The organism is Lysobacter sp. GCM10012299 (assembly GCF_042649405.1).
Lineage (GTDB): Bacteria > Pseudomonadota > Gammaproteobacteria > Xanthomonadales > Xanthomonadaceae > Lysobacter_J.
Window position 1 is genome coordinate 30,450 of record NZ_JBHRZC010000002.1, and the last position, 12,529, is coordinate 42,978.

The window sequence follows — 12,529 nt, forward strand, 5'->3', positions numbered from 1 at the left end:
GGCGACCGGGTGAGCCCCGTCACAAGCCGTTAGCGTTGTGACGAAGGCCGCGCTTCATTGCCTTTCGTCGCGCCCTGCGGACGGCTGCGCGGTGCCGGGCGTCGCGCGCCACGGATTGATGTCGAGGCCGCCGCGACGGGTGTAGCGGGCTTCCACCGACAGCCGTTGCGGCGCGGCATGCGCGGCCAGGTCGGAAAAGATGCGCTCCACGCATTGCTCATGGAACTCGGCGTGGTCGCGGAACGACACCAGGTAACGCAGCAGGCCGGCGCGATCGAGTTTCGCACCGTGGTAGGTGATCACCACGCGCGCCCAGTCGGGCTGGCCGGTGACCGGACAGTTCGACTTCAGCAGCGAGCTGGTCAGCGTTTCGCTGACGACATGCGCCGGGTCGGCACTGAGATGGCTGGCATTGGGCGGGCCGTAATCGTCGATGGCGACATCGAGGCCGTCGATGCAATCGATCACCGCATAGTCCGCACTCTCGTCGATCGGCGGCAGGCCGAAGGCGACTTCAACCTGCGCACCTGCAGCGGCAGACAGGTCGGCGGCCATGCGCTCGCGTACCGCCTCGTCGCTGTCGAAGCGCGTGGCGTTGAACGAGTTGAGATACAGCTTCAGCGACTTCGACTCGACCAGGTTGGGCGAGGTCGCCGGCACGCTGATGGTCGCGGTGCCGACATGCGGCTTGCCGTGGCCGTCGAGCCAGCTCAGCTCGTAGGCATGCCAGCGATCGACGCCGATGAACGGCAGCGCATCGTCATCGATGCCGATGTCGCCGCGACCGAGCGTACGGGCGATCGGGAACAGCAGGGAGGCGTCGTACTCGTGCGGGTAGTCGACGTGGCGGCCGAGCGGCAGGTCTTGGGCGGTCATGGCGGCGATTTTACCCGCGCCGGCCGGGGCGAACCTGACCGGCAAGCCCGCCAAGGCGCCGCAAGGATCGGATATCGGCCACGACCACCGCGGCCGACACTGCGCCCATCGACCCCGCCGGCCCGCCCCATGCTCACCCTTTACGACTACCTGCCCTCACGCAACGCCTGGAAAGTCCGCCAGCTGCTGCAGCACCTCGGGCGCCCGTACCGGACCCGCATCGTCAGCATCTTCGAGGGCCAAGGGCGTCAGCCCGACCACCTGGCGCGCAGCCCGACCGGCACCGTGCCGGCGCTCGAACTCGACGACGGCCGCACGATTGCCGAATCGAACGCGATCCTGATGTTCCTCGCCGAAGGCACCCGGTACTTGCCCGACGATGCCTACGGCAGGGCCAAGGCCTGGCAATGGCTGTCGTTCGAACAGGAGCGCATCGAAAGCCAGATCGGCGCGCTGCGCCACTGGACGCTGACGGGGAAGCTGCCACGGCGATCGGAGGCGCTGGTGGCGATGAAGCGGGCGGCGGGTGCGAATGCGCTGGGGATACTGGAGCGCGAGTTGTCGACGCGCGACTTCATCCTGGGTGAAAGCTATGGCGTCGCCGACATCGCGGTGTTTGCGTACGTCAGCGTCGCCGCAGAGGCCGGCTTCGCGCTTGAATCGTTCCCGGCGATTGGAACGTGGATCGCCCGGGTGCAGGCGCAACCGGGCCATCTGGCCGAAGTCCATCCGTACTCAATGGATCCGTATTCGGTCAACGAACTTTGACCGTCATCCCGGCGAAAGCCGGGATCCATTTTGCCGTTGCTTTCCACTGTGCCTTCGGCACAAGGTCAAGATGGGTCCCGGCTTTCGCCTGGATGACGGGGTTTGATGACGGGGTTACTGCGGCTGGTGCAGGTAGTCCAGCGTGACCTGCAGCAACGCGCGCAGGCCCAGGTCCAGCGCCGACTCGTCCAGCGCGAACTGCGGCGAGTGGTTGCTCGGCGCCGTCACCGGGTCGATGCCCTTGGCCGTCGCGCCGACGAAGAAGAACATCGACGGCACCTCCTTGGCGAAGTACGAAAAGTCCTCCGCGCCCATCTGCAGCGGCGGCTCGACCACGTTGTCCACGCCGGCCACGGCCTGCAGGCTGGGCAGCATCCGCGCCGTCAGCGCCGGATTGTTGACGGTCACCGGATTGCCCTCGCTGTCGGGCACATTGGCGATGGCCGTCGCGCCGTTGGCGGCGCTGACATGCTCGGCGACGTTCTTCAGGTCGCTGAAGATCTTCTGCCGCATGCCCTCGTCGAAGGTGCGGATGGTGCCGACCATCTCGACCTCATCGGGAATGATGTTGTAGCGGATGCCGCCGTTGATCGCGCCGAAGGTGACCACGGCCGGCAGCTTGGCGATGTCGGTGCGACGGCTGACGATGGTCTGCGCCGTGCCGATCACGTCCGCCGCGGCGACGATCGGATCGATGCCGCCCCACGGCCGCGAACCGTGCGTCTGCCGGCCCTTGATCTTGATGGTGAACTTGTCCGACGCCGCCATCAGCGGCCCCTGGCGCACGCCGATCTGGCCCGCCTGCAGCGTCGAGAACACATGCAGGCCGAACATCGCGTCCGGCTTGAAGTCCTTGAACACGCCTTCGGCCAGCATCAGCGACGCACCGCCTTCCTCGCCATCGGGCGCGCCTTCCTCGGACGGCTGGAACACCAGCATCACCGAGCCGGGCAGGTCGGCCTTCATCTTCACCAGTGCATCGGCGATGCCGAGCAGGATGCCGGTGTGGGCGTCGTGGCCGCAGGCGTGCATCACGCCGACCGTCTGACCGCGGAAGGTGGCGGTGGCCTTCGACGCGAACGGCAGGTTGACCTGCTCGGTCACCGGCAGCGCGTCCATGTCGGCGCGCAATGCCACGCGCGGGCCGGGCTTGCCGCCCTGGATGATCGCCACCACGCCGTTGTGGGCGATGCCGGTCAGCGGCTTCAGCCCGAGCGCGCGCAGGTGCTCGGCCACCTTGGCCGCGGTGCGGGTTTCTCGGTTCGACAGCTCCGGATGCTGGTGGAAGTCGCGGCGCCAGGCCACGACCTTCTGCTGCACGGCCTTGGCCGCGGCGGTCACTTCGGGGCGCTCGCCGGCCGACTGGGCATGGGCCGGCAAGGCCAGCAGCGCAGCGATGAGGGCAGGCAGGACGTGCAAGGCGGGACGACGCATCGAGTACTCCGGTGTGGTCGGTGCCGCGATCGACGACCGCGGCAGGGATTCGAAAGAAAAAGGTTGCCGCGCTGGGGTCAACCGCCGCCGTGCAGGTAATCCAGCGCCACCTGCAACATCGCGCGCGTGCCGACATCGAGCGACTGCTCGTCGAGCATGAACTGCGGCGAATGATTGATCGGCGCCTTCGCCGGATCGATGCCGGCGGACGTGGAGCCGACGAAGAAGTACAGGCCCGGCACCGTGTTGGCGAACTGGGCGAAGTCTTCGGCCACCGTCACCATCGGCATCTCGACGACGTTGTCGGCACCGACCGCGCGCTGCAGCGACGGCCGCACACGCGTGGTCAGCGCGGAGTCGTTGATCGTCGCCGGTGCATTGGCGGCCACCTCGAGCTTCGCGGTCGCGCCGCTGGCGTGGGCGAAGTCCTCGGCGGTGCGGCGGAAGCGCGTGATCACGTCGTCGCGCACCTTGGCGTCAAACGTGCGCAGCGTGCCGACCACCTTTGCCTCGTCGGGAATGATGTTGAAGCGCACGCCGGCGTTGAACTGGCCGGCGGTCAGCACCACCGGCGTCGCGGCGATATTGACCTGGCGCGCGATCAGGCTCTGCGTGCCGAGCAGGATCTGCGCGGCGACGGTGATCGGATCGACGCCGTCCCACGGGCGCGAGCCGTGCGTCTGCTTGCCATTGACGGTCAGGCTCCACTCATCGGCCGCGGCGAGCATCGGGCCGCTGCGCACGCCTACCTGGCCGACCGGCAAACCGGCCCAGACATGCAGGCCGAACACCGCATCGGGCTTGAAGTCCTTGAACACGCCTTCGTCGAGCATGAGCTTGGCGCCGAACGTCTCGCCGGGATTCGGTGGGCCTTCCTCGGCCGGCTGGAACACGAACATCACTTCGCCCGGCAGATCCTGCTTCTGCGCCGCCAGCGCGGTCGCCACGCCGAGCAGGATCGCGACATGGGCATCGTGGCCGCAGGCATGCATCACGCCCACCGGCTGGCCGCGGTACTGCGACGTCACCTTCGACGCGAACGGCAGGCCGGTCTGCTCGGTCACCGGCAGCGCGTCCATGTCGGCGCGAATGGCGATGCGCGGACCGGGCTTGCCGCCCTTGAGCACGGCGACCACGCCGGTATGGGCGATGCCGGTGCGCGGTTGCAGGCCAAGCTTGCGCAGCTGGTCGGCGATCACCTTGGCGGTGCGCACTTCCTGGTTGCCCAGCTCCGGGTGCTGATGGAGGTCGCGGCGCCAGGCAAGGACCTGCGGCTGCACGGCCTTGGCGGCTGCAGTCGTATCGAGCGATTGCGCATGGGCAGGCGAAGCCAGCAATGCCGTGAGCAGGGCAGGCAGGATCAATGGGCGCATCGAGCAGGCACTCCGGGGCATCCGGAAAAAACTCCGGTCCCCGATGCTAGCCGGCGCGACGTGCCCCGTGTAGTCCGGATCAGGCGTCGTCGCCGAGCACCTGCGCACGGCGTTTGCGGCTCAGCCCGTCCAGCGCGTGCCGGTACGACCACTGCACCAGCTCGACGAGGTAGTCCTCCGGCACCCGGCGCACATCGACGATGGTGATCCAGCGGAAACGGCCCATGAAACGCGCCGGCTTGATGCCGGGCACGTCGGTCAGCTCGACGAAGCGATCCGGCGAGACCTTGATGCTGAAGCGCCAGCGCTCGGGTTCGCTGGTCTTGAAGTAGGCGAAGGTCTTGTCGCCGACGTTGTAGACCAGGATGTTGCGCGGGTCCGGGTGCAGGGTCACCGTCGCGCCGCGGAGGCCCGCGCAATGCGCCTGCAGTTGCAAGGTGTCCATGCCGGGATTCTGGCACTGCCGACCGCCCGGAACTGTCAGCACACACGCGCCAGCCAGCCCTCCGCGCACCACGACTGCAGGTAGCCGAGGGCCACGCCGGGCACCTCGATCAACGCAAGGTCGGTCGCCAGTGCTTCACACAGGCCGGCAAAGCCTCCGTCGTCGAGGAAGTGGCGGATCGAAGCGTGTTCGCGGCCATCGAGCGAGCGGAAGCGGCAGACCCGCTCATCGTCACGCCACAGCGCCCAGCAGGCGTCCACGGCGACGGCGGGTGGTGGCGTCTGCCCGGCCTTGATCGCCTGCCAGGTCTCGACGCTGTTGAACCGGGCTTCGAACAGCTGGAAGCTCGGATGCAAGGCCAGGCGCAGGGTCGGCCATGCCGCCTGCGGCACGCCCACCAGATCGCCCCACGCCAGCCGCTCGTCATCGGCCGCGTCGAATCCGTCCAGCAGGCAGCGTTCGAACCGGGCCAGCTCCGCCAGCTGCGGATGCGCGGCGAACGGCTCGGTGCTGGCCAGGAAACCGGGCAGGCCCGAACCGAAATCGCGCAACGAACGTACCCGTGAGGGATGCGTGGCGATGAATCCCTCGGACATGCGCTCCCACAGCTCATCGCCCAGATAGGTGCCCAACACCGCGTGGTCGTGCTCGAGCGCTTCGCGCAGCCGCGCGCCATAGGCATTGCCATAGATGCCCAGGCCTAGCGTTGCGGGCATCTGCCCGCGGGCGAGCAGGCCGTCGACGTGGTCGCCGACGCCGCGCACCTGTGCAAGGAACCGCTGCTGCAGCTCGGCCAACCCGACGTTCTCGGGCGAACGGGCCATCACGCCGCCACCGCCACCGCCGGCGTCGCGCGGGCAAATGCCGCACGTGCGAGATCCAGTTCGGCCAGCAGCTCCGGCAGCGGCGGGAAGTGGTCGTCGCGCTCGATCATCGTGCTGACCGCGCCGAAGCGCGCGATGGCACTTTCGTACAGCGACCACACCGACTCGGGCACTTCATGGTCATGCGTATCGACGCAGTACGTGCCGTAGTCGCTGTGGCCGGCCAGGTGGATCTGCCAGACCCGGTCGGCCGGAATGCCGGCGAGGTAGTCGTGCGGATCGAAACCGTGGTTGCGTGCGCTGACCTGGATGTTGTTGACGTCCAGCAGGATCCGGCAACCGCTGCGCCTGGCGATGCCGGCGACGAACTCCCATTCGGGCATGTCCGAATCGCGGAACTCGACATAGCTGCTCAGGTTCTCCAGCAGCAGTTCGCGGCCGAGATGGTCCTGCACCTGCTGCACGCGACTGACCACGTGCGCGATCGTCGCTTCGTTGTACGGCAGCGGCAGCAGGTCGTGGCTGTTGATGCCGTCGACGCCGGTCCAGCATAGGTGGTCGGAGACCCACACCGGTTCGATGCGATGCATCAGTTCGCGCAAACGCTTGAGGTAGGCGCGGTCGAGCGGGTCGGTGCCGCCAATCGACAGCGATACACCGTGCATCGCGATCGGATGGCGCGCGCGTATGCGGTCGAGGTAGTGCAGCGGCTTGCCGCCGTCGACCATGAAGTTCTCGGAGATGATCTCGAACCAGTCGACGGTCGGCGGCGAGGCGAGGATCTGTTCGAAGTATTCGGGGCGCAGCCCCAGCCCGAAGCCGAGCCAGGGACGGGACTCCGGCGCGCGTGCGCCGGAGTCGCCTGCGCCGCTGAGGGCGGCGCGCATGCTCACCCCGCGGTGCCGCCGGTGTGGGCGCAGCTGGCGGCCGGCAGTGCGACGAAGCCCTTGCCCTTGCAGCTGCCGTGGCCCTTGCAGGCGTTGTCGGCGGTCTTGCAGTCGTTGTGGCCCTTGCAGGCGTTGATGCCATGGCAGTGCACCTGGCTGCTGGCCTCGGCGGTGAAGCTGACCTTGGGGTCGACGCGCTTGCCGCCGATGTCGTCGCAGGCTTTCTTGGACGCGGCGACGAAGCCCTTGCCCTTGCAGCTGCCCTGGCCCTTGCAGGCGTTGTCGGCGGTCTTGCAGTCGTTGTGACCCTTGCAGGCGTTGACGCCGGAACAGTGCACCAGCTCGACCTTGTCCGAGGACTTGGCCTGGGCGCTGGCGGTGGGTGCGGCAAACGCCATGCCGGCAGCGATCAGGGCCAGGGCAACGCCGGAAACGGGAACGATGGGGGACTTCATGGGTAGATCTCCAGATGGTTGGGGGACGCGTAGGTGCGTCCTCGATCCATAAGTGGAGGCCGGGGGGCGAAAGGGTGCGCACGAGGATTGGCATCGTCGTGGCGGCGATTTTGCACAGCGAGGCCTTCGTCTACGGAAGGGCGTCGTCCGCCGCTCCGGCACTTCGTTTCGCGGTCTTCGGCCCAAACAACCCGTCATTCCCGCGAAGGCGGGAATCCAAGGACGTGGACTTTCGATTCGCGGACGAGCCGAGCAACGTCCATGGATTCCCGCCTACGCGGGAATGACGGTTAAGGTCGTACCGAAGTCCGTGTAATGAAGGGTCGGAGCAATCCCCGGCTGGGCGGATGCCGCCTTTCCGCAGACTCAAGCCTCAAAAGAAAAGGCCGGCTCCTGCGAGCCGGCCTTTGCCTTCAAACGATGTCACCCGGGCGCTTAAGCCACCTTGACGATCCGCAGCGGGTTGTCCCACTCCTTCAGCAGCTCGGCTTCGCGGGCCTTGGCCTTGTGCAGGTGGTCTTCCTTGACGTGGCCGTAGCCGCGGATGTGCTCGGGGATGCTGGCGATCTCGGCGGCGAGGCCGACATTGCTGCGGTCGAGCTTGCCGAGCAGGCCTTCGATCGTGGCGAAGTAGTCGACGATCAGCTGGCGCTCCATCTTGCGCTCCTCGGTCTTGCCGAAGATGTCGAAGGTACCGCCGCGCAGGAAGCGCAGCTTGGCCATCCACTTGAACGCGGTGAACACCCACGGGCCAAACTCCTGCTTGATCAGGCGGCCTTGCGCGTCCTTCTTCGCCAGCAGCGGCGGCGCGAGGTGGAACTTCAACTTGTAGTCACCGTCGAACTGCTGCTCCAGCTTCTTCTGGAAATCGCCGCTGGTGTACAGGCGCGCGACCTCGTACTCGTCCTTGTACGCCATCAGCTTGAAGGCGTAGCGGGCGACGGCCTCGGTCAGGTCGGTGGTACCGGCGACGTTGCGCTCGGCCGCGTGCACGCGCGCGACGAAATCGCTGTAGCGGCGCGCGTAGGAGGCGTCCTGGTACTCGGTCAGGAATGCGACGCGACGCGAGATGACTTCGTCGAGCGAACGCGACAGGCGCGCATCGTCGAGCGGCAGGAAGGCGACGTTGTCGCCGCCATGTGCCGGCACGTGGCGCAGCTCGTCTTCCTTGCGGGTCGTGCGCGGTGCGCTGGTCGCGCCCCACTCGTTGCCTTCCCAGGCACCCGGCGACAGCATCGGCAGCTCGTGCGGGGTCGATTCGGCGGCGGTCTGGGCATTGCGCACCAGGCCGGCGGCTTCGGCCACGGCCTTGGCATCGACCACGGCCAGGCGGCCCCAGGCGAACGCGGTCTTGTTCATCTCGATCGCGGCGCCGTTGAGCTCGACCGCACGCATGATCGAATCCAGCGACAGCGGCACCAGGCCCTGCTGCCAGGCGTAGCCGAGGATGAAGAGGTTCGACGCGATCGCATCGCCCATCAGCGCGGTGGCGAGCTGGGTGGCGTCGACGACGTGCGGATCCTTGCCACCGAGCGCGACCTTGATCGCGGCGATGATGTCGGTCGCCGGGAACTGCATGTCAGGACGCGTGGTGAACGTGCCTGGCATCGCTTCATAGCTGTTGAGCACGACCGAGCTGCGGCCCGAACGCACCTTCGACAGCGCCCAGTAATCGTTGACCACGACCATGTCGCAGCCCAGCACCAGGTCGGCTTCGCCGGCGGCGATGCGCACGGCGTGGATGTCGGCCGGGGTGCGGGCGATGCGGATGTGTGTGGTGACCGCGCCGCCCTTCTGCGCCAGGCCGGTCTGGTCGAGCACGCTGGCACCCTTGCCTTCGAGGTGGCCGGCCATGCCGAGCAGCGCGCCGATCGTCACCACGCCGGTACCGCCGACGCCGGTGATGAGGATGTTCCAGGGCTGGTCGAGCGAGGGCAGCTGCGGCATCGGCAGGTCGCTGAGACGATCCTTGGCGCCACTGCCCTTCTTCTTGCGCAGTCCGCCGCCTTCCACCGTCACGAAGCTCGGGCAGAAGCCGTTGACGCAGGAGTAGTCCTTGTTGCAGTTGGACTGGTCGATCTCACGCTTGCGGCCGAACTCGGTTTCCTTCGGCAGCACCGACACGCAGAACGACTTCTTGCCGCAGTCGCCGCAGCCTTCGCAGACCAGCGAGTTGACCATCACGCGCTTCTGCGGATCGACCATCTTGCCGCGCTTGCGACGGCGGCGCTTCTCGGTGGCGCAGGTCTGGTCGTAGATCAGGACGCTGGTGCCCTTCACTTCGCGCAGGCGCTTCTGGACGTCGTCCAGTTCCTTGCGGTCGAAGAACTCGACGTCCGACGGGAAGATCTCGCGCTTGCTCCACTTGCCGATGTCATCCGACACCAGCACGATGGTCTGCACGCCTTCCGAACGCACCTGGTGGGCGATCTGCGGCACCGACAGCGTGCCGTCGACCGGCTGGCCGCCGGTCATCGCGACCGCATCGTTGTAGAGGATCTTGTAGGTGATGTTGACGCCGGTCGCGACCGACTGGCGGATCGCCAGCGAGCCGGAGTGGAAGTACGTGCCGTCGCCGAGGTTCTGGAACACGTGCTGCGTTTCGGTGAACGCCGCCTGCCCCGACCACGTCACGCCTTCGCCGCCCATGTGGGTGAAGGTGTCGGTGCTGCGGTCCATCCAGGTCACCATGTAATGGCAACCGATGCCACCCAGCGCGCGCGAACCTTCCGGAACGACGGTGGAGGTGTTGTGCGGGCAGCCGGAGCAGTAGTGCGGCACGCGCGGGAACTGCGCACGCGGCAGGGCCAGCTCGGATTCCTTCTCGGCCATCCAGCGCAGCACGTTCTCGATGTGCTCGGAGTTATGGAACTTCTGGATGCGGCGGCCGATCACGCCGGCGATGGTGGCCGGGGTCAGCTCGCCCGTGGACGGCAGGATCCACTCGCCCTGTTCGTCGTACTTGCCGACGATCGACGGACGCTGGCCGCTCCAGTTGTACATGTACTCCTTCATCTGGCGCTCGATGAAGGCGCGCTTTTCCTCGACGACGACGATGTCTTCGAGGCCCTGCGCGAAGCGGGTGATGCCGACCGGTTCCAGCGGCCAGGTCATGCCGACCTTGTAGACGCGGATGCCCAGGTCGGCGCAGGCGTTCTCGTCCAGGCCCAGGTATTCCAGCGCCTGCAGCACGTCCAGGTAGGACTTGCCGGTGGTGACGATGCCCAGGCGCGCGCGCGGCGAGTCAATCACGGTGCGGTCGATGCCGTTGGCGCGGGCGAAGGCCTGCGCGGCCTTCACCGCATAACGGTGCAGGCGCATCTCCTGGTCCATCGGCGGATCGGGCCAGCGGATGTTGAGGCCGCCGACCGGCATCTCGAAGTCGTCCGGCGTGATGATCTGCATCGCCAGCGGGTTGACATCGATGGACGCCGACGACTCGACCGTCTCGGCGATTGTCTTGAAGCCGACCCAGCGGCCGGTGTAGCGCGACATCGCCCAACCCAGCACGCCCATGTCGAGGATGTCCTGGACGCCGGCGGGGTTGAGGATCGGCATCATCGCGCTGACGAACTCGTCTTCCGAGCCGTGCGGCAGCGTCGACGAGCGGCAGGCATGGTCGTCGGCGGCGAGCGCGAGCACGCCACCGAACTTCGACGTGCCTGCGGCATTGGCGTGCTTGAACACGTCACCGGTGCGGTCGACGCCCGGGCCCTTGCCGTACCACATACCGTACACGCCTTCGACCTTGGCGCCGGGGAACAGGTTGGTCTGCTGCGTGCCCCACACCATCGTGGCGCCGAGGTCCTCGTTGAGGCCCGGGGTGAACTTCACGCCGGCCGCTTCCAGGTGCTTGCGCGCGCGCCACAGCTCCAGGTCGAAGCCGCCCAGCGGGCTGCCGCGGTAGCCGGAGATGAAACCGGCGGTGTTGAGCCCGGCGGCCTGGTCGCGCAGGCGCTGCATCAGCGGCAGGCGCACCAGCGCCTGCACACCACTGAGGTAGATGCGGCCCTGTTCGCGGCTGTACTTGTGCTCGAGCGAGTAGTCGGTATCGAGCACCGAGTTGGTAAGCGCGGTGTTCGCCGAGGACGGCGAGCTGAGTTCGGCAGTGCTGGTCATGCGTGGCTCCGGCGCGCCGGGGGGCGCGGGGGTGGCTGCGGACGCCCGTAACCATGCCTCGCGACGGGTGGTCGCGACGCAAAAGTCCGAGCAAAGACTCGGAATTGTAGCAGTCAGACCAATCTGAGCCGGGTGTCGGGCATGGCGACGCCTCGCGGCCCGCAGCCGCGCCCTGTTCAGCCTGTGCCGCTGGAAGGGATTGCGCCCCTCAGGGCTGGCCGTTGATCCAGCTGCCCTGCACGTGCAGGTCGTGGTCCAGCAGGACCAGGTCGGCACGGAAGCCCGGGGCGATGCGGCCCAGTTCGCCGCCCAGGCCCAGGAACTCGGCCGGGTAGGTCGAGGCCATGCGGCAGGCTTCGGCCAGCGGCAGTCCGAGTCGCTGCACGGTGTTGCGGACCGCGCCGGCCATGTCGAGCGCCGAACCGGCGAGGGTGCCGTCGGCGGTGGTGCACTGGCCGTCGCGGCAGGTCATGGTCACGCCGTAGAGCTCGAAGTCCTCGCGCTCGCCGCCCACCGGCGGCATCGCGTCGGTGACCAGCATCATCGTGCCGGTCGGTCGCGCGGCGATCGCCACGCGCAGCGCGGCGTCGTGGACGTGGTAGCCGTCGACGATCAGGCCGCACCAGGCATCGGGGTTCTCGAGTGCGGCGCCGACTGCGCCCGGCTCGCGACTGTTCATCGGCGTCATCGCGTTGAACAGGTGGGTGACTCCGCGGATGCCGGCGGCAAAGCCGTCGCGCAGCTGTTCGTAAGTGGCGGCGGTGTGGCCGGCGCAGACGATCACCCGGCGCGCCGCGAGCTCGCGCAGCGTGTCGGTCGAGAAGCGCTCCGGCGCCAGCGTCAGCATCGTGCGGCCATTGCCGAGCGAGGCCACCAGGTCGAGTTCGTCCTGCGAGGGCGTGTGGAACTTGGACGGGTCATGCACGCCCTTGCGGGCGGCGTTGAGGTACGGGCCTTCGAGGTGGATGCCGAGAATGCCCGGGACGCCTTGCGAGATTGCTTCGCGGGTGGCGGCGATGGCGCGTGCCATCACGTCGGTGTCGTCGCTGATCAGCGTCGGCATCATGCCGGTGGTGCCGAACTTGCGGTGCGCGCGGGCAATCGTGCGCAGGCCTTCCACCGTCGGCTCGTCGTTGAACAGCAGGTCGCCGCCGCCGTTGACTTGGGTGTCGATGAAGCCGGGCACGAGATATCCACCGGCGAGATCCACGACCGTGGCGCCCTTGGGCGCCTTGCCCGGCAGGACGGCGACGATGTGGCCGTCTTCCACCAGCACGCAGACGTCGGATTCGAAGCCGTGGTCGGTGAGGACGTGGCCGTTGTGGAAGGCGGTCGTGGTGGTCATTGC

General features: G+C 67.6%; 10 protein-coding genes. 1 reads left to right on the forward strand and 9 read right to left on the reverse strand.

Annotation, left to right across the window (positions count from 1 at the left end; genetic code table 11):
* Positions 1-54: 54 nt before the first annotated feature.
* Positions 55-876, reverse strand: coding sequence for an NADPH-dependent 7-cyano-7-deazaguanine reductase QueF (gene queF, locus ACFOPO_RS04520; RefSeq protein ID WP_386701360.1), 822 nt, complete (start codon positions 874-876; stop codon positions 55-57).
* Positions 877-1,005: 129 nt separating this feature from the next.
* On the opposite strand from queF, the gene ACFOPO_RS04525 reads away from it, so the two are divergent.
* Positions 1,006-1,644 carry a glutathione S-transferase family protein gene (locus ACFOPO_RS04525; protein ID WP_386701362.1) on the forward strand — a complete coding sequence of 213 codons (639 nt, stop codon included), beginning with the start codon at positions 1,006-1,008 and terminating at the stop codon, positions 1,642-1,644.
* A 114-nt stretch (positions 1,645-1,758) separates the two neighbouring features.
* On the opposite strand, the gene ACFOPO_RS04530 is transcribed toward ACFOPO_RS04525, so the two are convergent.
* From ACFOPO_RS04530 to nagA, 8 genes are all read right to left on the reverse strand, one after another.
* Positions 1,759-3,078, reverse strand: a complete 1,320-nt coding sequence (locus tag ACFOPO_RS04530; RefSeq protein WP_386701364.1) for a M20 family metallopeptidase — start codon at positions 3,076-3,078, stop codon at positions 1,759-1,761.
* Between the two features lie 77 nt (positions 3,079-3,155).
* Complete coding sequence (locus ACFOPO_RS04535) at positions 3,156-4,451, reverse strand: M20 family metallopeptidase (protein WP_386701366.1); 1,296 nt, start codon at positions 4,449-4,451, stop codon at positions 3,156-3,158.
* A gap of 79 nt (positions 4,452-4,530) precedes the next feature.
* Positions 4,531-4,896 carry an MmcQ/YjbR family DNA-binding protein gene (locus tag ACFOPO_RS04540; protein ID WP_386701368.1) on the reverse strand — a complete coding sequence of 122 codons (366 nt, stop codon included), beginning with the start codon at positions 4,894-4,896 and terminating at the stop codon, positions 4,531-4,533.
* A 35-nt stretch (positions 4,897-4,931) separates the two neighbouring features.
* Positions 4,932-5,720: a putative DNA-binding domain-containing protein gene (locus ACFOPO_RS04545; RefSeq protein WP_386701370.1), complete on the reverse strand. Its 789-nt coding sequence runs from the start codon at positions 5,718-5,720 to the stop codon at positions 4,932-4,934.
* Complete coding sequence (locus ACFOPO_RS04550) at positions 5,720-6,607, reverse strand: DUF692 domain-containing protein (RefSeq protein ID WP_386701372.1); 888 nt, start codon at positions 6,605-6,607, stop codon at positions 5,720-5,722. The genes ACFOPO_RS04545 and ACFOPO_RS04550 overlap by 1 nt, the downstream gene beginning before the upstream one ends.
* A 2-nt stretch (positions 6,608-6,609) precedes the next feature.
* The gene (locus tag ACFOPO_RS04555) at positions 6,610-7,062 is read right to left on the reverse strand and encodes a hypothetical protein (protein ID WP_386701374.1); all 453 of its coding nucleotides are present in this window, start codon (positions 7,060-7,062) and stop codon (positions 6,610-6,612) included.
* 435 nt (positions 7,063-7,497) lie between these two features.
* Positions 7,498-11,181 carry an indolepyruvate ferredoxin oxidoreductase family protein gene (locus ACFOPO_RS04560; RefSeq protein ID WP_386701376.1) on the reverse strand — a complete coding sequence of 1,228 codons (3,684 nt, stop codon included), beginning with the start codon at positions 11,179-11,181 and terminating at the stop codon, positions 7,498-7,500.
* Between the two features lie 208 nt (positions 11,182-11,389).
* Positions 11,390-12,526 (reverse strand): N-acetylglucosamine-6-phosphate deacetylase, encoded by a 1,137-nt coding sequence (nagA, locus tag ACFOPO_RS04565; protein ID WP_386701378.1) that lies wholly within the window; start codon positions 12,524-12,526, stop codon positions 11,390-11,392.
* Positions 12,527-12,529: the final 3 nt, after the last annotated feature.